This is a genomic window from Actinomadura flavalba DSM 45200, from assembly GCF_000374305.1.
GTDB lineage: Bacteria > Actinomycetota > Actinomycetes > Streptosporangiales > Streptosporangiaceae > Spirillospora > Spirillospora flavalba.
This window is the reverse complement of record NZ_KB894094.1, coordinates 275,538-301,712: the sequence shown is the minus strand read 5'-3', so window position 1 is coordinate 301,712 and position 26,175 is coordinate 275,538. Positions and strand designations below refer to the sequence as shown.

24 protein-coding genes are annotated in these 26,175 nt (G+C 72.8%); 10 read left to right on the top strand and 14 right to left on the bottom strand.

Annotated features, from left to right (window positions below; genetic code table 11):
* Positions 1-68: 68 nt before the first annotated feature.
* Both C229_RS0110890 and C229_RS0110885 read left to right on the top strand, forming a co-directional pair.
* Positions 69-1,319, top strand: coding sequence for an alpha/beta hydrolase (locus tag C229_RS0110890; protein ID WP_033424226.1), 1,251 nt, complete (start codon positions 69-71; stop codon positions 1,317-1,319).
* Positions 1,320-1,329: 10 nt separating this feature from the next.
* On the top strand, positions 1,330-1,524 hold the full coding sequence (locus C229_RS0110885; RefSeq protein ID WP_026313665.1) for a DUF3046 domain-containing protein: 195 nt from the start codon (positions 1,330-1,332) through the stop codon (positions 1,522-1,524).
* Here the strand turns inward: C229_RS0110885 and C229_RS0110880 are convergent.
* The 4 genes from C229_RS0110880 to C229_RS0110865 form a co-directional block, all read right to left on the bottom strand.
* On the bottom strand, positions 1,521-1,970 hold the full coding sequence (locus tag C229_RS0110880; RefSeq protein WP_018655103.1) for a DUF350 domain-containing protein: 450 nt from the start codon (positions 1,968-1,970) through the stop codon (positions 1,521-1,523). The genes C229_RS0110885 and C229_RS0110880 overlap by 4 nt on opposite strands.
* A gap of 27 nt (positions 1,971-1,997) precedes the next feature.
* Positions 1,998-3,155 carry a glutathionylspermidine synthase family protein gene (locus tag C229_RS0110875; protein ID WP_018655102.1) on the bottom strand — a complete coding sequence of 386 codons (1,158 nt, stop codon included), beginning with the start codon at positions 3,153-3,155 and terminating at the stop codon, positions 1,998-2,000.
* Positions 3,155-3,484, bottom strand: coding sequence for a hypothetical protein (locus C229_RS0110870; protein ID WP_018655101.1), 330 nt, complete (start codon positions 3,482-3,484; stop codon positions 3,155-3,157). Before C229_RS0110870 ends, C229_RS0110875 begins: the two co-directional genes overlap by 1 nt.
* 183 nt (positions 3,485-3,667) lie before the next feature.
* Entirely contained in the window at positions 3,668-4,528 is an 861-nt protein-coding gene (locus tag C229_RS0110865; protein WP_018655100.1) for an ATP-grasp domain-containing protein, read from the bottom strand.
* 274 nt (positions 4,529-4,802) lie between these two features.
* Here C229_RS0110865 and recA point away from each other — a divergent pair, with 274 nt between their 5' ends.
* From recA to C229_RS0110850, 3 genes are all read left to right on the top strand, one after another.
* Positions 4,803-5,915 (top strand): recombinase RecA, encoded by a 1,113-nt coding sequence (gene recA, locus C229_RS0110860; protein WP_018655099.1) that lies wholly within the window; start codon positions 4,803-4,805, stop codon positions 5,913-5,915.
* A 1,789-nt stretch (positions 5,916-7,704) separates the two neighbouring features.
* Complete coding sequence (locus C229_RS35315; RefSeq protein WP_018655098.1) at positions 7,705-8,151, top strand: regulatory protein RecX; 447 nt, start codon at positions 7,705-7,707, stop codon at positions 8,149-8,151.
* Positions 8,152-8,563: 412 nt separating this feature from the next.
* Positions 8,564-9,613 carry a cobalamin-independent methionine synthase II family protein gene (locus C229_RS0110850; RefSeq protein WP_026313663.1) on the top strand — a complete coding sequence of 350 codons (1,050 nt, stop codon included), beginning with the start codon at positions 8,564-8,566 and terminating at the stop codon, positions 9,611-9,613.
* 17 nt (positions 9,614-9,630) lie between these two features.
* Here the strand turns inward: C229_RS0110850 and C229_RS0110845 are convergent, their stop codons facing one another.
* From C229_RS0110845 to C229_RS0110815, 7 genes are all read right to left on the bottom strand, one after another.
* Positions 9,631-10,272 carry a hypothetical protein gene (locus C229_RS0110845; RefSeq protein ID WP_240487206.1) on the bottom strand — a complete coding sequence of 214 codons (642 nt, stop codon included), beginning with the start codon at positions 10,270-10,272 and terminating at the stop codon, positions 9,631-9,633.
* 640 nt (positions 10,273-10,912) lie between these two features.
* Complete coding sequence (locus tag C229_RS0110840; protein WP_018655095.1) at positions 10,913-12,877, bottom strand: S9 family peptidase; 1,965 nt, start codon at positions 12,875-12,877, stop codon at positions 10,913-10,915.
* A 147-nt stretch (positions 12,878-13,024) separates the two neighbouring features.
* On the bottom strand, positions 13,025-14,068 hold the full coding sequence (locus tag C229_RS0110835; RefSeq protein ID WP_018655094.1) for an NAD(P)-binding domain-containing protein: 1,044 nt from the start codon (positions 14,066-14,068) through the stop codon (positions 13,025-13,027).
* 67 nt (positions 14,069-14,135) lie between these two features.
* A complete protein-coding gene (locus tag C229_RS0110830) occupies positions 14,136-15,128 on the bottom strand; it encodes an amino acid ABC transporter permease (protein ID WP_018655093.1) in 993 nt (330 codons plus the stop codon).
* Entirely contained in the window at positions 15,125-15,826 is a 702-nt protein-coding gene (locus C229_RS0110825) for an amino acid ABC transporter permease (protein WP_018655092.1), read from the bottom strand. Before C229_RS0110825 ends, C229_RS0110830 begins: the two co-directional genes overlap by 4 nt.
* An 88-nt stretch (positions 15,827-15,914) precedes the next feature.
* On the bottom strand, positions 15,915-16,784 hold the full coding sequence (locus tag C229_RS0110820; protein ID WP_018655091.1) for a glutamate ABC transporter substrate-binding protein: 870 nt from the start codon (positions 16,782-16,784) through the stop codon (positions 15,915-15,917).
* Between the two features lie 39 nt (positions 16,785-16,823).
* Complete coding sequence (locus C229_RS0110815) at positions 16,824-17,546, bottom strand: amino acid ABC transporter ATP-binding protein (protein WP_033424286.1); 723 nt, start codon at positions 17,544-17,546, stop codon at positions 16,824-16,826.
* Positions 17,547-17,831: 285 nt separating this feature from the next.
* On the opposite strand from C229_RS0110815, the gene miaB reads away from it, so the two are divergent.
* Positions 17,832-19,370 (top strand): tRNA (N6-isopentenyl adenosine(37)-C2)-methylthiotransferase MiaB, encoded by a 1,539-nt coding sequence (miaB, locus tag C229_RS0110810; protein ID WP_026313660.1) that lies wholly within the window; start codon positions 17,832-17,834, stop codon positions 19,368-19,370.
* Between the two features lie 5 nt (positions 19,371-19,375).
* The gene (locus C229_RS0110805; RefSeq protein ID WP_018655088.1) at positions 19,376-20,083 is read left to right on the top strand and encodes a class III extradiol ring-cleavage dioxygenase family protein; all 708 of its coding nucleotides are present in this window, start codon (positions 19,376-19,378) and stop codon (positions 20,081-20,083) included.
* A gap of 1 nt (position 20,084) precedes the next feature.
* Here C229_RS0110805 and C229_RS0110800 read toward each other — a convergent pair whose 3' ends face one another.
* Positions 20,085-20,321, bottom strand: coding sequence for an antitoxin (locus C229_RS0110800; RefSeq protein ID WP_018655087.1), 237 nt, complete (start codon positions 20,319-20,321; stop codon positions 20,085-20,087).
* A 79-nt stretch (positions 20,322-20,400) separates the two neighbouring features.
* Here C229_RS0110800 and miaA point away from each other — a divergent pair, with 79 nt between their 5' ends.
* Both miaA and dapF read left to right on the top strand, forming a co-directional pair.
* Positions 20,401-21,288, top strand: a complete 888-nt coding sequence (miaA, locus tag C229_RS0110795; protein ID WP_018655086.1) for a tRNA (adenosine(37)-N6)-dimethylallyltransferase MiaA — start codon at positions 20,401-20,403, stop codon at positions 21,286-21,288.
* Between the two features lie 2 nt (positions 21,289-21,290).
* Positions 21,291-22,124, top strand: coding sequence for a diaminopimelate epimerase (gene dapF, locus C229_RS0110790; protein WP_018655085.1), 834 nt, complete (start codon positions 21,291-21,293; stop codon positions 22,122-22,124).
* Between the two features lie 198 nt (positions 22,125-22,322).
* Here dapF and C229_RS0110785 read toward each other — a convergent pair whose 3' ends face one another.
* Both C229_RS0110785 and C229_RS0110780 read right to left on the bottom strand, forming a co-directional pair.
* Positions 22,323-24,308 carry a sensor histidine kinase gene (locus C229_RS0110785; RefSeq protein ID WP_018655084.1) on the bottom strand — a complete coding sequence of 662 codons (1,986 nt, stop codon included), beginning with the start codon at positions 24,306-24,308 and terminating at the stop codon, positions 22,323-22,325.
* Positions 24,309-24,411: 103 nt separating this feature from the next.
* The gene (locus tag C229_RS0110780) at positions 24,412-25,023 is read right to left on the bottom strand and encodes a TetR/AcrR family transcriptional regulator (protein WP_018655083.1); all 612 of its coding nucleotides are present in this window, start codon (positions 25,021-25,023) and stop codon (positions 24,412-24,414) included.
* Between the two features lie 103 nt (positions 25,024-25,126).
* Here C229_RS0110780 and C229_RS0110775 point away from each other — a divergent pair, with 103 nt between their 5' ends.
* Positions 25,127-26,107 carry a hypothetical protein gene (locus C229_RS0110775; protein WP_018655082.1) on the top strand — a complete coding sequence of 327 codons (981 nt, stop codon included), beginning with the start codon at positions 25,127-25,129 and terminating at the stop codon, positions 26,105-26,107.
* Positions 26,108-26,175: the final 68 nt, after the last annotated feature.

Genomic DNA, 26,175 nt, shown 5'->3' with positions numbered 1-26,175 from the left:
TGCCCCGGGGGTGTGACAGAACGCGCACGGGCCTTGTAAGCAAACGCTTGCCACGGCATCGTGGAGGGATGCCCCACGTGCTCCTCGCGGTCGGCGCCATCGCCCTGCTGCTCGCCGTCAACGCGCGATGGCCCCGCTTCGGCCCCGTCTCGGCCGTGCCGAGTTTCTTTGCCGGATGGTGGACGATCGAGCTGGCCCCGCACCTGCTCGTCCTGGAGATCGCCGCGCTGGCCGCCCTCGCGCTCGGCGGCGGCCTGGCGACCTGGCCCGGCTGGATCGGTCTCGCGCTCGGCGCGGCCGGTGCGGCGGGCACGCTCGCGACGATCCTGGTGTCCCGCCGCACCCTCGTGACCCTGCGCGAGAGCGGCGTCCCGCTCGACCTCGACCCCTCCGGCGCGCCGCGCTATCCCCGTTCCCACCTGGTCCTCCCGCCGCTGTGCCTGCTCCCGCGCCGGGGCGTCCGCGTCGACCGCGGCGTCGTCTACCGCGAGGACGGCCGCCTCCGGCTGCGCCTGGACGTCTACCGCCCCGCCGCCGACGGCACGCTGCGCCCCGGCCTGCTCCAGATCCACGGCGGCGCCTGGATCGTCGGCGACAAGCGCGAGCAGGGCCTCCCGCTGCTCAACCACCTCGCGACCCAGGGCTGGGTCGGCTTCAACGTCAACTACCGGCTCAGCCCCCGCGCCACCTGGCCCGACCCGCTGCACGACCTCAAGCACTTCATCGCCTGGTACCGCGAACACGCCCCTGACTACGGCGCCGACCCCGACTTCCTCTGCGTCACCGGCGGATCGGCGGGCGGGCACCTGGCCGCGCTCGTCGCCCTCACCGCGAACGAACCCCGCCACCAGCCCGGATTCGAAGACGTCGACACCAGCGTGCGCGGTGCCGTCCCCTTCTACGGCGTCTACAACTTCGTCGACGCCGGGCCGTGGCCCGTCCCGTTCGGCGCTGTGAAGTTCGTGCAGCGGATGGTCTTCAAGACGTCCTTCCGGGAGAACCCCGAGCCGTTCGCCGACGCCTCGCCCGCCAAGCACCTGCGCCCGGACGCGCCGCCGTTCCTCGTCGTGCACGGCACCCACGACTCGCTCATCCCCGTCGCCGAGGCCCGCCGCTTCGTCACCGCGCTGCGCGAGGCGTCCGACGCGCCCGTCCTGTACGCCGAGATGCGCGGCGGCCAGCACGCCTTCGACGTCTTCCCGTCCTACCGCACCGCCCGCGTCGTGGAGGCCGTCGAGCGCTACCTGACCGGACTGCACCGCGCGTACGCCGCCGGCCGCGAACCCGCCCGCGCCGAGGACATCGCCGACCTCGGATAGCGTGGGCGCCGTGCGCCTCACACAGTTCTGGGAACGGATGAACGAGCAGTTCGGCGAGGGCTACGCCGAGAGCGTCGCCAAGGACCACGTCATCGCCGCCCTCGGCGGACGCACCGTCGAACGCGCGCTCGCCGAAGGCGAGTCCGCCAAGACGGTGTGGCGGGCCGTCGTCGCCACCTTCGACGTCCCGGCCCGCCTGCGCTAGTAGACCGCGACCGCCGTCACGAACCCGATCATCAGGTTCGCCACCGCCAGCAGCACCGCCGCCGGGTTCAGCGGGTCGCGCTCGTCGTCCACCAGCTCCCGGATGCTGATCCCCACCAGCCGGTCGAAGACCATCGTCGCGGTGATCTGCGCGACGATGCCGACCGCGCCGAACACCAGCGTCCGCAGCAGCCCCTCGACCAGATCACCGCCCGACGCGAAGATCGACACCGCGACGATCAGCCCCACGCCCACCAGCGACGCGCACGACAGCAGCGTCGCGTTCGGGTTGCGGTGCTTGCGGATCATCGTGATCAGCCGGCCCGGCGTCACCAGGTCCATCAGGTAGAAGCCGAGCACGAACAGCACCAGGCCGACGCCCGCGTACGCGAGCAGGGCGCCCGACCCCTCCAGCAGGATGCGCGGCAGGCTGTCGTCGTTGTTCATGGATCTCCTATCGGGGGACGCCGTGCCCTACTGCACGACGCGATGCGGGACGAACGACGACGTGTCGTCGGTGATCAGGCCGGCCGTCTCGCGGATGCCGAGCCCCGCGGACTCGTCCGCCACCACCCAGGCCCCCAGCACCGGGTGCTGGCCGTCGAACTCCGGCAGCGCGCTGAACTCCTGGAACACGAAGCCCTCGCGGCCGTAGTCGCCCTGGGTGCGCTGCTCGGAGCCGTCCGGCGTCACGATGCGCATGCTCGCGCCCTCCCGGCCCAGCAGCGGCTTCTGCACGTAGGACGTGAGCGAGCCGGGGGTGTTCAGGTACGTCGGCAGCAGGTTCGGATGCCCGGGGAACAGCTCCCAGAGCAGCACCAGCAGCGCCTTGTTCGACAGCACCATCTTCCAGATCGGCTCGATCCAGCGGGTCGGCGCGGCGGGGACGTTGCGGCCGAACTCCTCGGCGACGATCCACTCCCACGGGTACAGCTTGCACAGCGTGCGGATCTCCGCCTCGTCCAGGTCGACGAAGCGGCCGCGCGCCGGGTCCCAGCCGATGTCCTCCATGGCGATCGCCGTGCCCGGCAGGCCCGCCTCCTCGGCGGTCTCCTGCATGTAGGCGATCGTCATGACCTCTTCGCCGGTCTCGTCCCCGCTCGTCCAGGCGAAGTGCAGCGGATCGGGACCGATCTCGGCCGCGATCTCCTTCCAGCGGGCCACCAGCTTCTCGTGCACCGAGTTCCACTGGTCGTCGTCCGGGCGGGTGTCCTGGAGCCAGTACCACTGGACGATCGAGCTCTCCACCAGCGCCGTCGGGGTGTCGGCGTTGTACTCCAGCAGCTTCGCCGGGCCGTCGCCGCCGTAGGCCAGGTCGAACCGCCCGTACAGATGCGGCTCGCGGCGGCGCCACGACGTCTCGATCAGCGGCGCCACCCAGTCGGGGATGCCGAGCACGTGGTAGCGGCCGGTGGCGACGACGTGCTCGACCGCCTGGAGGCACATGCCGTGCAGCTCCTCGACGACGGCCTCCAGCGCCAGGACCTCGTCCAGGTCGAAGACGTAGTGGACCGACTCGTCCCAGTACGGGCGGGGGAGATGTTCGGGATGCGCCGTCCGGTGGAACGCCAGCCCGTGCTCCTCGACCTTCTCGGCCCAGCCCTCGCGGGGAGCCGACCGCTCCCGCCGCATCAGCTCCCGCTCCGGCCGCTGCCGCCGAACCCGCCCCGGCTCAGCGTCTTGCCGGTGCTCGACTTGATCTTGCCCTTGCTCGGGCGGAAGGAACTGCCGCCGTAGACGTAGGTGGAGTTGCCGTTGTCGCGCTTGCCGCCGTAGTACCAGAAGTAGCGGCCGTAACCGGACGTGCCCCGGTCGACGTCGCCGCGGTTGCAGTAGCTGTCCGGGACGACCCGGTAGCCGCCCTTGGTGTTGGTGAAGCCCCGGTTGTCGCGGTCCACGCACCACGCCGTCGTCGACTTGCTGCCGCACGCGACGAGCGTCAGGGACAGCGCGCTCACCATCCCGATCTTGACCGTCCGGGAACGGAGCCTGCGGGCCGGAGGGCTCTGAGGTGGCAAGGGGAACACGTCCTTCTCTTCACGGGCGCGGTGGCCGTCCGGGGGTACGGCGCCGCGGCGTCCAGCGTAGGGTCGTCGATCAGTTGGACGGAAGGGGACCCGGTTCTGGTTCTCGGTGATCTCGGATCAGTCCGGAACGGGCAGTTGGGCGTACAGGTCCATGGGGTCGATCGTCGCGGGCAGATCGCTCACCTGGCCGTCGCCCACCTCGACCACCCGCCACGTGCCGTCCCGGAGTCTGGCCAGGTCGGTCGTGATGAACCGGCAGCCGAGCGCGCGGACCGCCGGGGCGACCGGTCCCACGTCCGGATCGGGTTCGATGCCGGGGGTGTCCGGATGCGGCCCCACCAGGGCGGGCTCGCCGTCCACCCACCACACGCGCGCCTCGCCGCCGCCGTCGAACTCCTCGAACTCCCGCACGACGACACCGCCCGCCAGGAACTCCTCCTGGCGGGCGATCAGTTCGGTGACGACGGCGGTGAGCGCGCGGGCGTCGCGCAGGTCGGGGACGTAGCAGGCGGCGTCCCACTCGTGCTTGCGGGACTTCACGTAGTCCTTCACGATCGCCGGGCCGTCGCGCAGCGGGCGGACCATCTCCGGCAGATCGCCCGGATCGCCGCCCGGCGGGACGGGGCGCCACACGCTCGCCGGGGTCAGTCCCGCGAACGTGTCGTGCCAGCCGGGCAGCTCGTGCGCGCGGCGGTAGTCGTCGGGATGGGTGAGCAGGACGGTCCCCCGGCGGCGCAGCGCGGCGGCGAGGGCGGTGTACTGCGCGCTCGTCAGCATCCAGCCCCGGTACCAGGCCGGGCCCAGGTCGGCGGGGACGGCGCGGACGGCCTTGGCGGCGTCGCCCCGGCACAGCTCGTCATGATCGATCAGGGCGGTCTCGCCGTAGTGATCCCGCACGGCCGTGGCCTCGCGGGCGAAATGGGGGTCAACGCGCCGGGGATGCAACGGATCGGCGCAGAAGAGGACCGTCAGCGTCATGATGGAAGCCTCCGTGGCGTCAGCGTACCGGGGCGGCGGTCTCCGCACACGGCCGTGTCCACAGCCGGATTCGCGTCCTGCACCATGATCGAACGCATGTTCGGTAGGCTGTCCCCGGCGCGCGACGTTATCCACAGGCTCGGCCGCCCGTTCGAGAATGTCCGAGGCTCCTCGTAACGTCGTTCCCGTCAACCGCCGCCGGGCGAACGAAACGGACGCCGGGTGTCCTCCGCAGAACGCGGGGGCGGTCTTCCCACACGAAGGAGCACATCTCATGGCAGCGAACGACCGGGAGAAGGCTCTCGAAACCGCCCTCGCGCAGATCGAGCGGCAGTTCGGCAAGGGCTCGGTCATGCGGATGGGCGAGGAGGCGCGCGCCCCCGTCGAGATCATCCCGACCGGCGCGATCTCCCTCGACATCGCGCTCGGCATCGGCGGCCTGCCCCGCGGCCGGGTCGTCGAGGTCTACGGGCCCGAGGGCTCCGGCAAAACGTCCATCGCCCTGCACGCGGTCGCCAGCGTGCAGCGCAAGGGCGGCATCGCCGCGTTCGTCGACGCTGAGCACGCGCTCGACCCCGAGTACGCGACCAAGCTCGGCGTCGACATCGACGCCCTGCTGGTCTCCCAGCCCGACACCGGCGAGCAGGCGCTGGAGATCACCGACATGTTGATCCGCTCCGGCGCGATCGACATCGTCGTCATCGACTCCGTCGCCGCGCTGGTGCCCCGCGCCGAGATCGAGGGCGAGATGGGCGACAGCCACGTCGGTCTCCAGGCCCGCCTCATGTCGCAGGCGCTGCGCAAGCTCACCGGCGCCATCAACCAGACCAAGACCACGGTGCTGTTCATCAACCAGCTCCGCGAGAAGGTCGGCGTCATGTTCGGCTCGCCCGAGACCACCACCGGCGGCCGCGCGCTGAAGTTCTACGCCTCGGTCCGGCTCGACGTGCGCCGCATCGAGACCCTCAAGGACGGCACCGAGGCGGTCGGCAACCGCGTCCGGGTGAAGGTCGTGAAGAACAAGATGGCCCCGCCCTTCCGCGTGGCCGACTTCGACCTGCTGTACGGGCTGGGCATCTCCCGCGAGGGCGGCCTGATCGACCTCGGCGTCGAGCACGGCTTCGTCCGCAAGTCGGGCGCCTGGTACACCTACGACGGCGACCAGCTCGGCCAGGGCAAGGAGAACGCCCGCAACTTCCTCAAGGCGAACCCCGACATGGCCGACGGCATCGAGAAGAAGATCCTCGAAAAGCTCGGCATCGGCCCCAAGCTCGACAAGGAGTCCGCCGAGACCACCGACGCCGCCAAGCCCATCGACGCCCCGCCCGCCCCTCCGGCCCCCACGGGCCGCAAGCGCGCCGCGAAGTCGGCCCCGGCCGACGCCTGACCCCGGTGCCCGTCACCCACGACGGCACACCCACCGTGGGCGGCCGGCCACACCGGCCGCCCACCCTCCCGACACCGAGCCACGCGACAAGCCACACGAAAACGTGCATGCCACGCAGGAGCGGAACGTGCGAGGCGGGCGGGAACGGGACAGGTGAGGCGCGCGGTGCCAGGCGTCCAAGGTCGAGCGTGCCGTGTGGTGTCGATGTCCGCTGACGAGCGCCTAGTGCCGTGTCGATAGCGGAGGTCGGTCTTGCGCTGACATGAGCCACGCGAAGGTGTCGGCAATGCAGAGCTGCGTCCAAAGGGGGATGTGAGGGGTAGCGCGAGGTAAGCGCGCCACAGGGGTGCCGTGTGGGGAACGGCGCGGGTGGCGCGGTGGGCGGCAAGACGCCCATGATCCGCGCCGGGCGCGCGGTGCCGGGTGCCGTCGTTTGCTGGGTGAGGGAAAGGGGCTGCTGGTGACTGGTACACCGCCGTCAGAGGATGAGACGTCCGCGCGGGGAAACCCTTTCGGCCACCTGACGTCTCCCGGGGCGCGTCCACGGCCCGTCGACCCTGCTCTCTGGGCGGAACCCGAGGACGACGCCGCTTCGGCCACATCGCCGTCTCGCGGCAAGAAGTCCGGCGAAGGGCAGGGAGCGGCGTCGAAAGCGTCGGACACGACGCCGAGTGCGACGGAAACCTCGGCCACGGACGGCCCCTTCGCGCACCTGGCGGCGCCACGTGAGCAGGCACGTCCGGTCGACGCCGCCGCATGGGGCGCCGACGAGCCCACGAGCGCACCGCCGCAGCCCGGCCCATTCGCGGATCTGACGTCCGAGGGCGACCGACCGTCCCCGGAACAACCGTCCCCCTGGACGGCCGACACCCCAGACCCACGCCACACGACCCCCAAACGCAAACGATCACCGGCGACCCCCACCCAGAACACAACCTCACCCACCGACAAATCGAGAACGCCGCGACAAGCGCCCGCCAAGACGGCGGGAACACCCCCGGCAGAGCCCGCCGAGACGAAGGCGACACCGCCCACCAGCCCGGAGGCAACGCCCCCGGCAGAGCCCGCTGACGCAGAGGAGACGAGGCCGCGCCGCCCGCGTGCCGGGAGCAGAGCGACACCGCCCGCAACCGGCGCCGGGATGGAGGTAACACCGCCGGTAGCGCCCTTTGACGAGGCGACACCGCCCGCACCCTCCGCTGGCACGGAGGCAGCGCCACCGGTGGAGGCCGCCGAGGCGGAGGAGGCAACACCGCCCGGTCCGCGTGCTGCGACGGCGGCGCCATCGCCCGCGGCGGGCGCCGGGACGGCAAGGGCGCTGCCGGTAACGCCCGCTGGCGCGGTGGGAACACCACCGGTGGAGGCCGCCGAGGCGGAGGAAGCGAGGCCGCGTGGTGCGCGTGCCGGGAGGAGGGCGACACCGCCCGCAGGGGGCGCAGCAATGGAGGGGGTGCCGCCGGTGGAGGCCGCCGGGTCGGAGGTGACGATGCCTGGACCCGCAGGAGTGAGATCGGTCGCCGGGGTGGAGACAGCATCGTCGGTGCCGGTCGCCGGGGAGGAAGCGGCGGTGTCCGAGCGGGGGGCGTCTGATGCGGCGAGTGCTGGGCGTTCGCGGCAGGCGGGGGCGCCGGAGTCTCGGTCTCGTCGGACCTCTCGTGGTACGTCTGCGGGGGCTTCGGGTGAGCGGGGGCGGGGTGGTCGTCGTGGGAAGGGGACGGGCGGGGAGGAACAGGCGGAGGTCGGGGAGGGCAGGCTTGAGGAGCGGGCGCGGGACATCTGCCTGCGGCAGTTGACGGGGAAGGCGCGCACGCGGGCGCAGCTCGCGGAGGCGTTGCGGCGCAAGGAGATTCCCGACGCGGTCGCGGAGCGGGTGCTCGGGCGGCTCGCGGACGTCGGGCTCGTCGACGACGAGGCGTTCGCGCAGGCGTGGGTTGCGTCGCGGCACCAGGGACGGCGCGGGCTCGGCAAGCGCGCGCTCGCGGCGGAGCTGCGGCAGCGGGGCGTCGAGAGCGAGACCGTCAGCGACGCCGTCGAGGCCGTCGGCGCCGACGACGAAGAACGCCGTGCCCGCGAACTCGTCGAGGCCAAGCTCCGCTCCACCCGCGGCCTCGACCCCGCCAAACGCACCCGCCGCCTCGTCGGCATGCTCGCCCGCAAGGGCTACTCCTCCGGCGTCGCCTACCGAGCCGTCCGCGAAGCCCTCGAATCCGAACACCACGACCCCCACAACCCCTAAATCCGCCCGCCCACGCGTCGCCTGCCTGCGCGCAACCCCACCCGCGTCCGTCCGCGCCCGCCCATGCCCGCCCGCGTCTCGCCTGTCTGCGCGCAACCCGCCCGCGCCCGTCGCCCGCCCGCCCATGCCCGCCCGTGTGTCGCCTGTCTGCGCGCAGCCCGCCCGCGCCCGTGCTCCGGGCTGGTTGGGGGTGTTTGGTTTGGGGGGTTTGGGGTTCGGCTGGGGACTCGTCCTGTGGTGGGTGTCATCGGGCGGGGTGTCTCCTGGGAGGTGCCGTCCTTTGAGCGTACGGCGTGTAGCAGGTCGTGTTGGGTTGGGTGCGGGGTTGGGGGAAGTGGCCGGAGGCGGTCGGGTGGGGGAGAGGCTACGCAAGGCGATTGTGGGGTGTCGGGCTGTTATCTAGGGTCGGATCATGACCATTCCCACTGAACCGATCGGGAGCATTCCGCGGCCTGCGGAGTTGCTCGAAGCCCTGGCCGAAGGCGACGCGGGGCGGATCGCCGCCGCGCGGGAGAAGGCGATCAGTGAGACGATCGGGCGGCTTGAGGCGCTCGGATCGCCCGTCGTCACCGATGGTGAGCAGAGCAAGCCGAGTTTCGTCACCTATCCGATCGCCGGGCTGGACACGCTGGCCCCGGACGGGGCGGTCATCCCGTTCGCGGACGGGCACCAGCGGCAGCTCCCCGTGCTCACCGGCGGCCCCTTCCGGTACGCGCAGAACGCCGTCGACTACCTGAACGAGGCGCAGCGGGTCGCGAACACGCCCGTCAAGCAGGCGGTCATCGCCCCGTCCGCCCTCAGCCTGCTGTACCCGGCGGCAGGGATCGCCGGATATTCGCCGGAGGAGTTCCGCGCCGACCTCGTCGCCGGAGCGGTCGCCGACATCCGCGCGTGTCTCGACGCGGGCGCGCACACCGTGCAGCTCGACTTCACCGAGGGACGCCTGTCGCTGAAGCTCGACCCGAGCGGCGGCCTCCTCGACCAGTTCGTCGCCCTCAACAACGAGGTGCTCGACCACTTCACCGCCGAGGAACGCGTGCGCATCGGCGTGCACACCTGCCCCGGCGGCGACCAGGACTCCACGCACAGCCTCGACGTCGACTACGCCGGTCTGCTGCCCGCCCTGTTCCGCCAGCACGCGGGCGCGTTCTACGTGCAGCTCGCCAGCGAGCCCGACCCCGACCGCGTCCTCCAGATCATCGCCGCACACCTGCCGGACGACGCCCGCGTCTTCATCGGCGTGACCGACCCGATCGACCCGGTCGTGGAGACCCCCGAGCAGGTCCGCGACCGCGTGCTCCGCGCGGCCGAGTACCTGCCCGTGGACCGGCTCGGCACCTGCGACGACTGCGGTTTCGCGCCGTTCGCCGACGACACCTCGACGTCGCGCGACCTCGCGTTCGCCAAGATCGAGGCCCGCCTGGCGGGCACTCGGCTGGCCGCCGAGGCCCTCGGCGTCTGATCGACGGCGGCCGCGTCTCAGCGCAGCAGCGCGAACGCGGCCGCCGCCGTGACGCCGTACGCGAGATGCGGCGCGGCGTCCGACAGCCAGTCGCCCCGGGACCAGTCACGCGGGTCGGTCAGGCGCAACAGGGTGAGCGGCACGTCGGACGCGGCCATCGCCCCGGCGCCCAGCACCCCGGCGCGGACGGCGAACGGCGCGTCCCGCCGGACGACCGGAGCCGCGCAGACGGCGACGCCGAGCCCCGTGGCGTAGCCGAGGAGGGCGCCCAGCGCCTCCTTGCGGTTGGCGGCCCGGTCACCGCCGCCGAGGTCGATCCCCGCGGCCTTCGCGAGCCTGCCCGCGGACCGCTCCGGCGTTCCGCTGGCCGCGCGGGCCCGCAGCGCCATGTCGAGGTAGCTGACGATGTTGAGCGCGCTGGTGCCGGCGGCACCGGCGAGCAGCCCTCGGGCGATGGTGTGCATGGACTCCACGTACCCGGCGGACGCGCGCGTGCCGCGCCCGGCGACGAGTATTTGCCAGCCCCTGACGGACGCGCCCGAGACCGGCTCCTCGCACGTCAGCGACTCGCGTCCGAGGGCATCCCTCGGCGACGGCGCGCGGCCAGCCGAGGCCCACCACACCGCCGGACCGATCGCCATCGACTGCGTCAGTCGCATCGAGCGCCCGTGCGTGGCGTGGCCGGGGTCTGCTCGTAGGACGGTGGTTGGCTTTCGGTCGGGAGGTTGGGTGTACGGGTTGTCCCTGGGTGTGCGCGGTGAGCCGCATCGAGCGCCCGTGCGTGGCGTGGCCGGGGTCTGCTCGTAGGACGGTGGTTGGCTTTCGGTCGAGAGGTTGGGTGTACGGGTTGTCCCTGGGTGTGCGCGGTGAGCCGCATCGAGCGCCCGGTGCGTGGCGTGGCCGGGGTCTGCTCGCAGGACGGTGGTTGGCTTTCGGCCGGGAGTTGCGTGTACGGGCCGTCCCTGCGCCGTGAGCCGCGTCGAGTGCAGGTGGATGGCGTGGCCGGGCGCCGGGGAACGGCGGTTCGGCCTTCGGCCGGGAGTTGCGTGGCTTACGTGTTCGGGCCGTCCTTGGGGGCGCGCGGTGAGCCGAGTCGAGCGCCCGGTGCGTGGCTGGTGCGACTGGTCGTTGAGCGGTGGTTCGGGCTCTTGGGCGGGTCTGCGTGGTCGGGCCGTCCTTGGGGCAGCCGCTCCGGGCTTCGGTATGCGGCGTGGCTGGGTGGCTTTGGCGCGGGTCGGCCCTGGGGGCCGTGGGTGGTGAGCCGCGTCGTGTCGGTGTGGGGTGGCTGGTTGGTTTGGGTCAGCCTAGGTCGAGGGGTGGTACTTCGCGGGGCTGGAAGCCGAGGGTTTGGCCGTAGAAGGAGAGCTCGGCCTCCAGGCAGGCGATGGTGGTCTCGGCGCGGCGGAAGCCGTGGGCCTCGCCCTCGAAGGTGAGGTGGGCGTGCGGCACCTTCTTGTCGCGCAGTGCGGCGGCGAAGCGCTCGGACTGGTCCGGGGGGACGGCCGGGTCGTCCAGTCCCTGCAACAGCAGGACGGGGCAGGACGTCTCGCCCGCGCGGTGCAGCGGCGAGCGCTCCTCGTAGGCGCGTTCGAAGCCGGGGAGGGGCCCGACGAGGCCGAACACGTACTGCGACTCGAAGTCGTGCGTGGTCTTGGCGAGCGTCTGGAGGTCGCTGATGCCGAAGTACGACGTCGCGGCCTTGAACACGCCCGTCTTGGTCACGGCCGCGAGGGCGGTGAAGCCGCCCGCGCTGCCGCCGCGCACCCCGATGCGCCCGGGGTCGGCGACGCCCGCCGCGACGAGGGCCTGCGCCGCGGCGACGACGTCCTCGACGTCCACGACGCCCCACTGCCGCCGGATGCGTTCCCGGTAGGTGCGGCCGTACCCGGACGAACCGCCGTAGTCGACGTCCACGACGCCGATGCCCCGGCTGGTGAAGAACACCCGCGCCAGGTCGAGGTTCTGCGCCGCCCGCGCGGTCGGCCCGCCGTGCACGAACACCACGTACGGCGGCCGCTCGTCGGCGGGGCCCTCGGCGGACGGGCTGGCGGGCGCGTACACGGTGGCGTGCACGGGACGCCCGAACGGCCCGTCGAGGCGTTCGGCGCGCGGCGCGGGCAGGTAGCCGGGGTCGGGCAGGTCCTCGACCTCGCTGCGCAGCACCGTGTAGTCGCCGGTGGCGGTGTCCAGCCGGACGAGCGAGGTGGCGACGTCCGGTCCACCCGCGATGCCGACGACGGTGGTGCCGTCGGCCGACAGCGACATGGCCCAGTCGGTGAACGGCAGATCGACGTCGTCGAGGTCGAGCGTGTCGGGGTCGTAGAGCGCGAGCCGCTGGCCGCCCTCGCCGTGCATGACGGCGAGCCGCCCGTCGCCGAGCAGCGCGTACGGCATCCCGCCGAGCTGCCACAGCGGCGCGGCGAACTCCTCCTCGGCGGGGTAGAGCGCCTGCGGCGACTCGCCGTAGAGCCCGACCTGGTAGATGTTCCACCAGCCGGGCCAGTCGGACGCGACGTACAGCGTCCGGTCGTCGGCCCACAGCGGTGCCAGCGCCGACTCCTTCAGGCCGCCCTTGACGGTCCGGGGCGTGACGGCCTTGCCGTCCTCCAGCGCGGCGACGCGCAGTTCGGTGCCGTCCCACGGCATGCGCGGGTGGCTCCACTGCACCCACGCCAGGTGGCCGCCGCCGGGGGAGGGCGCGGGGGAGGCGTAGAACCCGGCGCCGGTGACCAGCTCGCGGATGGCGGCGGCGTCCTCGGCGGCGGACCCGTCCAGCGGGACGGCGACGATCGCGCGCCGGATGCCGTCGGGGGTGTGGCCCTCGCAGACGCACCACACCTCGGTGCCGTCGGGGGACAGCACCGGGTCGGCGTACCGGAGGCCGCCCGGCAGCGCGGGTTCGGGCGTGAGCGGGCGCGGCTTGGCGTCGCCGCCGGCGTCGAGGCGGTGCAGGCGCTGGTCCTCGAAGTGCGAGAAGACGAGGCCCGGCCCGTCGTCACCCGGGACGACCAGGTACGACCGGCCGCCGTACTCGTGGACGCGGGTGCGCGCGTCCCAGGGCGCGGCGAGCACCTCGGCGGGCTTCCCGTCGGCGCCCGCGTGCATGACCGTGGTGCGGCCGCCCTCCTCGGGCCGGGTCTCCTGCCACCACACGTCCGGACCCGACACCGTGGGGAAACTCAGGCGAAGCCGGGCGCGGGCGACGTCGGCCGCGGAGATGGGGGAGGGCCAGGAACCGTAGGGGAGGGTCGCGCGAGCGGTCATAGGCGAATCGTCCCGCATCGGAGGATCGGTTGGGGCCATGACGGGGCAGTTGACCTCCAAAAGAAACAACCCGCTCACCGGTGAGGTCCCCGGCGATCCCGGCCATCCCTCCCGCGACGGGAGGATGTGTGACGTCGCCCACGCGTCTCAGGCGGGAACGAGCAGGCGGCCGAGGTCACGGACGGCGGTGCGGGCCGCCCGGCCGGCCCCGATCGTGCTGGCGGACGGCCCGTAGCCCAGCAGGTGGACGCGCGGGTCGGACGCGACGCGGGTGCCGTCCATCGCGATGCCGCCGCCGGGGCCGCGCAGCGCGAGCGGCGCCAGGTGGTCGAGCGCGGCGCGGAAGCCGGTCGCCCAGAGGACGACGTCGGTGGCGAACTCGGTGCCGTCCGCCCAGACCACGCCGGACGGGACGATCCGCGCGAACATCGGCCGCCGCCGCAGCACGCCCGCCGCGATCCCGGCGCGGACGTCGGCGGTGAGCGTGAGCCCGGTCGCCCCGACGACGCTGCCCGGCGGCAGCCCGCGCCGCACCCGTTCGGCGACGCGCGCCACCGACGCCCGGCCGCGCTCGGCGTCGAACGGCCCCTCGTTCCACACCGGCGGACGCCGGGTCACCCACGCCGTCGCCGCCGCGACCGGAGCGATCTCCAGCAGCGCCTGCACCGCCGACGCCCCGCCGCCGACGACCACGACGCGCTTCCCGGCGAACGCGTCCGGCCCCCGGTAGTCGGCCGTGTGCAGGTGCCGTCCCGCGAACGTCTCGCGCCCCGGGTAGTACGGCCAGAACGGACGGTCCCACGTCCCGGTCGCGTTGATCAGCGCCCGCGCGCCGTACTCGCCCGCCGACGTCGCGACCGTCAGCCCGCCGGGGCCGTCCGTCACGGACGTCACGTCCACCGGCCGCCGCACGTCCAGCCCGAACGCGGCCTCATAGCGGGCGAAGTACTCCGAGACGACCTCCGACGCGGGCCGCGCCGGATCGCGGTCGTCCAGCGGCAGGCCGGGCAGGTCGTGCACGTTGTGCGTGGCGCCGAGCGTCAGCGTCGGCCACCGGAACTGCCAGGCGCCGCCGGGACGCGGCGCGTGGTCGAAGATCGCGAACGACAGCGGGGACCGCCGCAGGAAGTACCCGGCCGACAGCCCGGCCTGCCCCGCACCGATCACCGCGACGTCCACGAAAGCGTCCATGCCACCGCAAACCGCAGGGGGCGCCGCCGGATTCCCCGGCGGCGCCCCCTGGGAGACGGAAGGACGGTCAGACGCGCGGACCGGCCGTCTCCTGCACGGCCATCCCGGGCGCGGGCGGCGGACCGCCGGTGCCCATCGTCTTCGCGGCCGTCTTGCGGCTGCGCCGGCTGCGGCGCTCCAGCACCGTCGCGACGCGGCTCAGCGCCATCGCCAGCGCGATGTAGATGATCCCGACGACGATGCCCGCCTGGAGCACGTTGTTGCCGAAGTTGGCGGGGATCAGCTTGAACCCGGTCGCGAGCAGCTCGGGGTAGGCGATGATGAAGCCGAGCGCGGTGTCCTTAAGCAGGACGACGAGCTGGCTCACGATCGCCGGCATCATCACCGTGATCGCCTGCGGCAGCAGAATCAGCCGCAGCACGCCGTTCTTGCGCAGGCCGATCGAGTACGCCGCCTCGGACTGCCCCCTCGGGATCGAGTTGACGCCCGCCCGGACGACCTCGGCGAGCACCGACCCGTTGTACATGACCAGGCCGAACACGACGGCCGCGAACGCGGGCACGACGATCGTCCCGGCGTTGATCTGCACGCCGAAGATCGAGAAGAAGTAGTCGACCGTCATGCGCTGGAACTGCCCCAGCGGCGACTCGGCGATCACCGGGCTGACCTTGTTCGGCAGGAAGAACGCCAGGAAGATCAGGATCAGCAGCGGGATGGCGCGGAAGAACTCCACGACGGCGCCCGCCGGAATCCTGATCCACCAGTGGTCCGAGAGCCGCGCGAGACCGAACACGACGCCGAACACGATGGACAGCACGGACGCCAGCGCGGCGGCCTGGAGCGTCTTCCACAGGCCCGGCAGGATCAGGTTCGTCCAGACCTGGCCCTCCAGGAACGGGCTCCACAGGTCGCCCGCGAACTGCCCCTTGGCGTTCAGCCGCAGCACGAGCGCCACGATGAGGCCGAGCAGCACCAGCGCCGACACCACCGTCAGCACGCGGTTGCGCGCGCGGGCCCGGGGCCCGGGCGCGTCGAACAGGACGTTGGCCTCCCGGCTCATCGCGCCACCGCCGTTCGCTTGGCCAGCCAGCCGAAGAAGAAGCCGGTCGGCAGGGTCAGGATCATGAAGCCGATGGCCACGCCGATGAACAGCGGCACGGCGCCGCTGGCGAACGACGGCAGGTCGAGCAGGCCCTTGGAGACCGCTGCGATCTCGCCGTAGCTCGCGGCGGAGGCGACCGTCGTGTTCTTGATCATCGCGATAAGGACGCTGCCGAGCGGCGCGACGACGGCGCGGAACGCCTGCGGCAGGATGATCAGCCGCAGCGACTGCGTGAACGTCAGCCCGATCGAGCGGGCGGCCTCGGCCTGGCCGAGGGGGACGGTGTTGATGCCCGAGCGCAGCGCCTCGCACACGAACGCGCCGGTGTAGCCGGACAGTCCGAGGACGGCCCACCAGTAGTAGGTGGTGCTCGGCTCGCCGGAGAAGGCGAGGCCGAGGGTGTCGTTGAGGCCCAGGCTGCACATCAGCAGCACCAGCGTCAGCGGCGTGTTGCGCACGATGTTGACGTAGCCGGACCCGAACCAGCGCAGGACCGGGATGGGCGCGACGCGGAAGCCGGCGAGCACGGTCCCGATGACGAGCGACAGGACCCCCGCCGCGGCGGCGAGCCGGAGCATCGCCCAGAAGCCCTGGAGGATCGCGTCGAAGTTGTCGAAGAACGGGCCGAAGTCAAACAGGTCGAGTAGCTGTTCCATGGCGTTCCAGCGGGTCGAGGCCCGAACGCGCGCTCCCCGGGAGGTTCACTCCCGGGGAGCGCGCGCTGGGACGGTCGTCAGCCTGGGATCAGGCGCAGGGCTCGAACGTGGGGGCGGTGGTGGCCTCGATCTTGAGGCCGGTGCCGCTGAAGTGCTTCTCCATGAGCGTCTTGGCGGTGCCGTCCTGGTACATCTTGGTCACGGCCTTGTTGACGGCCTCGCAGGTCTCGGTGTCGCCCTTCTTGATGCCGATGCCGTACTTCTCATCGGTGAAGGGGTCGTTGATGACCTTGAACGAGCCCTTCTGCTGGCTGGCGAAGCCGGCCAGGATGAGGTCGTCGGTGGTCACCGCGTCCAGCGCGCCGGCCTTGAGCTTGGCGACGCACTCGGAGTAGCTGGAGGCGTCGACGGTCTTGGCCGGGATGTTGAGCTGGCCGTCCGGCGGGCCCTCGGTGACGCGGCGGTAGGAGTTGGAGCCGGCGGCCTTGCACAGCCGCTTGCCCTCCAGGTCCTTGGCCTTGGCGATCTTGTTGTCGTCGGCGCGGACCATGGTGTCCTGGTGGGCGACGACGTACGGGCCGCCGAAGGTCACCTGCTGCTTGCGCGCGTCGGTGATGGAGTAGGTGGCGAAGATCAGGTCGACCTGGCCGCCGCCGAGGAACGACTCGCGGTTCTCGGAGCGGGCCTCCTTGAACTCGATGCCGTTCTCCGGGACGCCGAGCTCCTTGGCGACGTACTTGGCCACGTCGACGTCGAAGCCCTCGAAGCCGCCGTCGGGCTTCTTCAGGCCGAGCGCGGGCTGGTCGTACTTGATGCCGATGACCAGCTTCTTGTCGTCCTTGGCCTTCTGGACGACGGTCTTGGCCTCGGTCTTCTCGGAGTCACTGCCACAGGCCGTGAGACCCATCGCCAGCGCGGTCGCCGCGCCGATGACGGCGCCGAAACGACGTACTCGCATGCTGTTGTTACCTCTGCTTTCTGCCGGAGCCCGGAGGGATCAGTGCGTGAGAATCTTGGACAGGAAGTCCTTGGCGCGGTCGCTGCGCGGGTTCGTGAAGAACTCCTCGGGCGTGTTCGACTCGACGATCTGGCCGTCGGCCATGAACACGACCTTCTTGGCGGCCTTGCGCGCGAAGCCCATCTCGTGCGTGACGACGATCATCGTCATGCCGTCGCGCGCGAGGTCGGTCATGACGTCGAGCACCTCGTTGATCATCTCAGGGTCGAGGGCCGACGTGGGCTCGTCGAACAGCATGACCTTGGGCTTCATGGCGAGCGAGCGCGCGATCGCCACGCGCTGCTGCTGGCCGCCCGAGAGCTGTGCGGGGTACTTGGACGCCTGGTCGGCGATGCCGACGCGCTCCAGCAGCGCCATCGCGTTCTTCACGGCCTCGGCCTTGCCCTGCTTGCGGACCTTGACGGGCCCGAGCGTGACGTTCTCCAGGATGGTCTTGTGGGAGAACAGGTTGAACGACTGGAACACCATGCCGACGTCGGAGCGGAGCCGGGCGAGGTCCTTGCCCTCCTGCGGCAGCGGCTTGCCGTCGACGAGGATCGTGCCCGAGTCGATCGGCTCCAGCCGGTTGATCGACCGGCACAGCGTGGACTTGCCGCTGCCGGACGGGCCGATGACCACCACGACCTCGCCGCGGTTCACCGTGAGGTCGATGTCGCGCAGGACGTGCAGGTCACCGAAGTGCTTGTTGACGTTCTCGACCACGACGAGGGGGCCGGCGCCCGTGGCGTCGAACGGGCCGTCACTCGCGTCCTGGGGCGCAGCGCCCTCGGCGGCGCCTGACCCGACTTCGTTGTCCGTCATGCCTCGGGACTCTAAGGGATCGCTCTGAGTTGCCAGGCCACCGCGGTATTCCGATCCGATCACGAATACGCACGTCGCGGGGTGTACCGGGCACCTCATGTTGATCATTTTGCCTGGCCGGAACCCTCGCGCGGGGATGCGCGGGACGCACGCGGAGGACGTCCCTGCGCGTACGCTGGACGCGTCATGAGTACGCCTACCCAGAGCGGCGCCCGCACGTACGAGGTCCGTACCTACGGGTGCCAGATGAACGTCCACGACTCCGAGCGCCTGTCGGGCCTGCTGGAGGACGCCGGATACGTCCGCGCCGGCGACGCCGAACCCGACGTCGTCGTGTTCAACACGTGCGCGGTGCGCGAGAACGCCGACAACCGGTTGTACGGCAACCTCGGGCATCTGCGCCCGGTCAAGGACGGCCGTCCGGGGATGCAGATCGCGGTCGGCGGGTGCCTCGCCCAGAAGGACCGCGACACCATCGTGCGCCGCGCCCCCTGGGTGGACGTCGTGTTCGGCACGCACAACCTCGGGTCGCTGCCCGCGCTGCTGGAGCGGGCGCGGATTCAGGACGAGGCGCAGGTCGAGATCGAAGAGTCGCTGGTGACCTTCCCCTCGACGCTGCCGACGCGCCGCGAGTCGCCGTACGCGGCGTGGGTGTCGATCTCGGTGGGCTGCAACAACACGTGCACGTTCTGCATCGTCCCGGCGCTGCGCGGCAAGGAGCGCGACCGGCGGCCGGGCGAGATCCTCGCCGAGGTGGAGGCGCTCGTCGCCGAGGGCGTCAGCGAGATCACGCTGCTCGGGCAGAACGTCAACGCCTACGGCAGCGGGTTCGGCTCGCTCGCCGCCGCGCCGGACGAGGTCCGCGCGATGACGGCGGGCGGCCAGTCGGCGTTCGCCGGGCTGCTGCGCGCCTGCGGCGACGTCGCGGGGCTGGAGCGCGTCCGGTTCACCTCGCCGCACCCGAAGGACTTCACCGACGACGTCATCGCCGCGATGGCCGAGACGCCGAACGTCATGCCGTCGCTGCACATGCCGCTCCAGTCCGGGTCCGACCGCGTGCTGCGGGCGATGCGCCGCTCCTACCGGCAGGAGCGCTACCTGGGCATCATCGAGAAGGTCCGGGCGGCCATGCCCGACGCCGCGATCACCACGGACATCATCGTGGGCTTCCCCGGCGAGACCGAGGAGGACTTCGAGCAGACGCTGCACGTGGTCCGCGAGGCGCGGTTCGCGAGCGCGTTCACGTTCCAGTACTCCAAGCGTCCCGGCACGCCCGCGGCGACAATGGAGGGCCAGTTGCCGAAGGCCGTCGTCCAGGAGCGCTACGAGCGGCTGATCGCCCTCCAGGAGGAGATCTCCTGGGCGGAGAACCGGCGCCAGCTCGGCCGCACGCTGGAGGTGCTGGTCGCGGAGGGCGAGGGCCGCAAGGACGCGGCCACCCGCCGCCTGTCCGGCCGCGCCGCCGACAACCGCCTGGTGCACTTCGCCGAGCCGGACGAGCCCGTCCGGCCGGGCGACACCGTCTCGGTCGAGGTCACCTACGCCGCGCCGCACCATCTCGTGGCCGACAAGCCCGCGCGCGGGGTGCGCCGCACCCGCGCGGGCGACGCGTGGGAGGCCCGCCAGGGCGGCGGTCCCGCCACCGGCGTGACGCTCGGGATGCCGTCGATCGGCCGTCCGGCGGCACCCGCTCCGGCCGCGTCCGCCTGCTCGGTCCGTCCCTAGCGCCGGTGCCGGTCTCGGCGGCCCTCTGCCCGCATCCGCCGCTGCTCGTCCCGGAACTGGCGGGCGCGGCGGCCCCCGAACTGGACGCGCTGCGCGCCGCCTGCGCGACGGCGGTCGCGGCGCTGCCCGCCGACGTCGTGATCGTCGGCGGCGGCCCGCGCACCCGCGTCCACCCGTCCGGCGCGCGCGGCACGCTGCGCCCGTACGGGCTGGACCTGACCGTGGGGGCGCGGGGGAGTGCGGAGACGCGCGAGGGCGGCGGCGTGCGGCCCGTGGGGCTGGACGGCGCGGGTCTGCCGCTGTCGCTGACGATCGGGCGGTGGCTGCTCGGGCGCGACCCCGCCGGATACCGGGAGATCGCGGTCGACGCGACGCCGGACGAGTGCGCGCGCGTCGGCGCGGACCTCGCGTCGAGCACGGCCCTGCTCGTGATGGCGGACGGCTCGGCGTGCCGGTCGGCGCAGGCGCCCGGGCACCTCGACCCTCGCGCCGAGGGGTTCGACGCGTCCGTCGCCGGGGCGCTGCGGCGTGGCGACGCCGCGGCGCTGGCCGCCCTGGACCCCGCGCTGTGCGCGGAGCTGGGCGCGGCGGGCCGCGCCGCGTGGCAGGTGCTCGCGGGAGCCGCCACGGGCGCGGAGTACGACGGCGTCCTGCATTACGACGAGGCGCCGTACGGCGTCGGCTACCTCGTGGCGGGCTGGCGCCGCCGCTGACTCAGCGGGCCGAGCCGTCCTCGGGCCGCTGCTCGCGCTCGGGGCGGGCGGCGCCGTCGCCCCCGCCGCGCCGGTCGCGGTCGAGGTACTCGTTCGCCTTGGCCTGGGCCTGGTCGACGCGGTCGGCGTACTTGCCGCCGGTCCGCTTGTCGATCATGTCCCCGCCCTTCTCGACGCCCTGCTTGGCCTTGTCACTGTGCTGGCCGAGCATGTCCTTGATCTTGTCGATGAACGACATCGTGCACCCCCGTGATCGTGCGTTCTCCGTCGTACCTACCCCGAACTGCGGCGACAATGACCGGGTGACCCCTGCACGCGTGATCGCGGTCGTCGGTGCGACGGCGGCCGGAAAGTCGGATCTGGCCGTCGAGCTGGCGCTGCGCCTGGGCGGTGAGGCCCTCAACGCCGACTCGATGCAGCTCTACAGGGGCATGGACGTCGGCACCGCCAAGCTGACGGCCGCCGAGATGCGCGGCGTGCCGCACCACCTGCTCGACCTGTGGGACGTCACCGAGCCCGCCGCCGTCGCCGGGTACCAGCGGCTCGCCGCCGAGGCCGTCGCGGACGTCCGCGCGCGCGGGCGCGTCCCCGTCCTGGTCGGCGGGTCGGGCCTGTACGTGCGCGCCGCCCTGGACCACCTGGAGTTCCCCGGTACCGACGCGGCCGTCCGCGCCCGGCTGGAGGACGAGCTGGCCGCGTCCGGTCCCGGCGTCCTGCACGAGCGGCTGCGCGCGCTCGACCCGGTCGCGGCGGCGAACATCCTGCCGTCCAACGGGCGCCGCGTCGTGCGGGCGCTGGAGGTCGTGGAGATCACCGGCCGCCCGTTCAGCGCGACGCTCCCCGAGTTCTCCTACCGGTACGACGCGGTGCAGATCGGGCTGGCCGTGCCGCGTCCCGAGCTGGACGAGCGCATCGCGCTGCGCGTCGAGCGGATGTGGGCGGCGGGCCTGGTCGAGGAGGTCCGCGCGCTGGAGAAGGCGGGCCTGCGCGAGGGCCGGACCGCCTCCCGCGCGCTCGGCTACGCGCAGGTGCTGCGCTTCCTGGCGGGGGAGTGGACCGAGGAGCGGGCCAAGGAGGAGACGGTCCGTCTCACGCGGCGGTTCGCGCGCCGTCAGGAGTCGTGGTTCCGCCGCGACCCGCGCGTGGTGTGGCTGCCCCACGACGCGCCCGACCTGGCCGAGCGCGCGGTCGCGGCTACGATCTAGTCATGCGTTTCGTCAAGGGTCACGGCACCGAGAACGACTTCGTCATCCTGCCCGATCCGGACGGCGAGCTGGAGCTGACGCCCGCGTTCGTGGCGTGGCTGTGCGACCGCCGCGCGGGCGTCGGCGCGGACGGCGTGCTGCGCGTCGTGCGCACCAAGGCCGCCGGTGAGCCCGCCGTCACCGCGCAGGACGCCGAGTGGTTCATGGACTACCGCAACGCCGACGGCAGCGTCGCCGAGATGTGCGGCAACGGCGTCCGGGTGTTCGCCCGCTACCTGGTCGACGCGGGCCTGGCCGCGCCGGGAACGTTCCCGATCGCGACCCGCGCCGGGGTGCGGGGCGTCGAGCTGGGCGCCGAGGGCGACGTCACCGTCGACATGGGCGGGATGCCGTCCTTGCTCGGTACCGCCGTCGCGACGCTGGACGGCGCCGAGTTCCCCGGCGTGAGCGTGTCGGTCGGCAACCCGCACCTGGCCTGCCGGGTGGACGCGCCCGTCGCCGCGCTCGACCTGACGCGCGCCCCCGGCTTCGACCCGGCCGTGTTCCCCGCCGGGGTGAACGTCGAGTTCTTCCGCCCTGTCGGTGAGCGGCACGTCGAGATGCGCGTGTTCGAGCGCGGTTCGGGCGAGACGCGCTCGTGCGGCACCGGCACGGTCGCGGTCGCGCTGGCCGCCGCGCTGGCCGAACCCGGCGCCGGTCCCGTCCCGGACGGCCGCTGGACGGTCGACGTTCCCGGCGGCCGGGTCACGGTGACGCTGGCCGGCGACACCGCCTACCTGGCCGGACCCGCCGTCCTGGTCGCGGAGGGGACGATCCGTCCCGACCGGACGGGCTGAGCGGTCCCGGGAGAAACGGGACCTAAGTCCCTCACCCTCGGGACCGAGAACGCGTAATTTCATTCGTGCACACCCTCTGGTGGAAGGCCCCCGGAGTCTGGGATGGGAGCCCCGGATTCCGGCGGAGCCGGAGGGTCGGCGACGGACCTTCTTGGCGGGGGGCGCGTCGCTGGCCCTCCCCACCCGGGTGCGGGCGGCTCAGCCGCTCTCTTCGACGGTGTACTGGCCGTTCACCGGCAGCCGCGCCGTGATCAGCGTCCCGCCGCCCGGACCGGGCCCCACCGTGCACGATCCGCCGAGTTCGGCCGCGCGTTCGCGCATCGACGTCATCCCCACGCCCGACGCGCCGCGCTCGGCCACGCCGATGCCGTCGTCGCCCACGGACACGTGCAGGTCGCCGTTGAGCGACAGCCGCACGACGGCCGAGTCGGCGCGCGCGTGCCGGTGCACGTTCGTCAGCGCCTCCTGGACGATCCGGTACGCGGCGACCTCGGCGGCGGCGGGCAGCAGGTCCAGGTCGCCCTCGACGTGGACGTCCACGCGCGGGCCGTCGCCGGTCGAGACGACGCCGCCGAGCGCCCGGATCGCCCCGGCGAGGCCGAGGTCGTCCAGCGCGGGCGGGCGCAGGCCGTAGACGAGGTCGCGGATGTCCCCGATCGTCCGGCCCATCGTGGTGCGCAGTTCCTCCAGCAGCGGGTCGACGGCGCCGGGGTCGGTGCGCAGCCGGATGCGGGCGGCGTCGACGGTCATGGCGAGGCTGGCCAGCGTCGGGCCGAGGCCGTCGTGCAGGTCGCGGCGCAGCCTGCGGCGCTCCTCCTCGCGGGTCCGCAGGATGCGTTCGCGGGACCGCTGCACGTCGATGGCGAGCCGGGTGGCGCTGGCGAGTTCGGCCAGGTTGCGCGACAGGACGGACGCCAGGCGCGGGTCGGGCGGGCGCGACAGCCCGTACAGCAGCCGCCCGACGGGTTCGCTGTGCCAGACGAGCGGGACGAAGTGGCGGCGCTCGCCGGGGTCGCCGCTGCGCACGGACGTCACCTGGCCGTCGCGGTCCAGCACCTCGATGACGACGCCGTCGGCGTGCAGCGCCTCGCGGACGGTCGCGGCGGCGACGGTCAGCGCGGCGCGCGGGTCGGAGATGCTCTGGAGCCGCCGGTTCAGCCGGTCCGCGATGCGGTAGGGGTCGCGTTCGCCGTGGATGAGCCGGTCGACGGCGCGTTGCAGGCGGCGCCGGACGGGTTCGAACACCGCCCCGGCGGCGATGGCGCCGACGAGCCCGGCGAGCTGCCCGTGGTCCGCGACGAACCGGCTGGCGGTGGCGACCAGCGCGAAGTAGACGCCGGTGATGACGACGACGAGGCCCGCGTACACGAGCGTGCGGCTGATGACCAGGTCGATGTCGTAGAGCCGGTAGCGGGTGATGGCGATGGCGACGCAGATCGGCACGGCGGTGATGGTCAGGGTGCGAATCCAGTCACCGATCGGCAGGTTCTCACCGACGTACACGATCGTCTGGGCGAGCACGCCCGGGTAGATCACCCAGGCGATCTGGCGGCGGATGTCGGCGGAGGAACGGGCGAACCGCAGCGCGATCGACACGAAGCCGAGCGCGAACGTGCCGAGGATCGCGACCGTGATGGGCAGGGGAATGTCACCGAACGGATAGACCGAGACGCCGTTGTGGAACTTCCGCACGTCCGGGTCGATCGTGAGGTGGACGGCGACGATCACGGGGATCGCGAACGCGAGCGCCAGCACCGGCCGGAACCAGCGGGAGACGAGCCGCCCGTCGGGGAAGATCAGCGGCAGCACGAGCGTGAGGAAGTAGGTGTCGACGGCCCAGAGCCAGGTGCCGAGCCACTGGACGAATCCGGCGCCCGGCAGGCCGCGCCCGTCCAGGAACGGTCCGAGGTTGAGGGACAGCACGTAGACCGAGGCCGAGACGCCCGCGGCGAGCATGAGCCAGCCGACGCGCAGGCCGGGCCGGTGCCGCAGCAGCAGCGCGGCGATCGGCGTCCACGAGAGGGCGACGACGATCTCGGGGTGCCACCACACGAGCCGCTGCCCCGCCGGGAGGAGGCCGCCGAGGACGAGCGTGCCCGCGACCGTCGCGATCGCCGCCGCCGCGAGCGCTAACGCGGTGTTGCCGGCGAGGCCGGCCCTGGCTCGTCCGTCGGCTCTGCCCATGCGTGCTCCCCGAGTGAAAGTAAATGAATCGTAAAGCTTGCGGGGTGCCCACCCGGGGATCTCGGGCGACCGATCTGGGACGGCTCGGGCGGATGGGAGCGCGTCAGGCGGTCGGGGCGGTGAGGTGGGGGCGCAGCAGCGCCCGGATTCCGGTGCGCAGATCGCCGGCGGACACATTCTCCAGGATGAGGGTCTGGAGAAGGAACCCCGGCAGGATTCCGAAGATCGTCCGGCCGACGGCCGCGGCGTCGGTGCCCGGCGGGAGCGCGCCGGTGTCGACGAGCCGCCGCACGTAGCGGACCCAGGCGGCGACCATCAGGCCCATCGTCTCCTGCACGTGCTTGCGCAACTCGGGGTCGTGCAGCGCCAGCGCCCACGCCTGCGGCGCCAGCCGGACGGGACCTCCCGCGGCCAGCATCTCCTCCAGGTGGACGGCGAAGCCGGTGATCACGTCGTCCAGCGGGGGGAGCGGGTCGGCGTCGACGAGTGCGGCGAGCCGCGTGTGCAGGTCACCGACCGTGCTGGTCATGATGGCCTCGACGATCGCGGTCTTGCTCGGGAAGTAGCGGTACACCGCGCCCGCCGACAGCCCCGATTCGGTGAGGATGTCCTGCATGGACGTGGCGGGCAGCCCCTTGCGCTCGAAGCAGGCGGCGGCGGCGTCCAGGATCTGGCGGCGGCGGCGGGCCAGGTGCTCTTCGGTGACCTTCGGCATACCGCCAACCTAAAACGAACGTTCGTTCTTGACAAACGCGGATCGGCGGAGCACGCTCGGATCATCGCAAGAGAATGAATGTTCGCTTTCTTTGGAGGACCCCATGCACTCGGCTTCGCTGCGCAGGGCCGCCGCCGTCGGGCTGGCCGCCGCCCTGCTCCAGCTCGTCATGATCGTCGCCTTCGCCTGGCCCGCCGTCCGCAGCGCCCCGCACGACGTGCCGCTCGTCGTCACCGGGCCCGGCGCCCCCGCCGTCGCCCAGCGCCTCGCCGCCGAACGCCCGGGCGCCTTCGAGGTCGGCACCGTCGCGGATCCGGCCGCGGCCCGCGCCGCCGTCACCGGCGGCGACGCCTATGGCGCGATCATCACCGCCCCCGCCGGGCCGCCCCGGCTGCTCGTCGCGTCCGGCGCCTCGCCCGCCGTCGCCCAGCAGCTCGCCCAGGCCGCGCAGACGCTCGGCGGTGCCCCCGCCCCGCCCGTCGAGGACGTCGCGCCCGGCGGCGACGGCGACCCGCGCGGCGCCGGGTTCGGCGCGCTCGTCCTGCCGCTCGTGCTGTCCGGGATCGCCGCCTCGGTCCTGCTCACGTTCGCGGTCCGGCCGATCGGCGCCCGCGTGCTCGGCGCCGTCGTCTTCGCCGCCGTCGGCGGCCTCGCCGTCACCTGGACGGCGCAGGCGTGGCTCGGCGTCCTCGGCGGCCCCTACCTCGCCGTCGCGGGCACGGCCGCGCTCGCCGTCCTGGCCGTCACCGGCACCGTCACCGGCCTCGCCGCCCTGCTCGGCCGCCCCGGGCTCGGCCTCGGCGCGCTGACCCTGCTGCTGCTCGGCAACCCGCTGTCGGCCGCCGCGTCCGCACCCGAACTGCTGCCCGTGCCGTGGGGCGCGCTCGGCCAGTTCCTGCCGCCCGGCGCCGCCGTCTCCGGGCTGCGCTCCGTCGCGTTCCTGGACGGCGCGGGCGCGGGCGGGCCGCTGCTCGTCCTCGCCGCGTGGGCCGCGTTCGGCCTCGCGCTCGCCCTCGGCGGCGTCCTGCGCGCACGCCGCCCCGCGGAGGCTCCGGCGCCCGATCCCGAGCCCGCCCTCGTCTGACCTGCGGTCCGGCCCGGCGGACACGCCGGGTCACCGTTGGATCACTTTCGTGCGGCCTTTCCGGAACG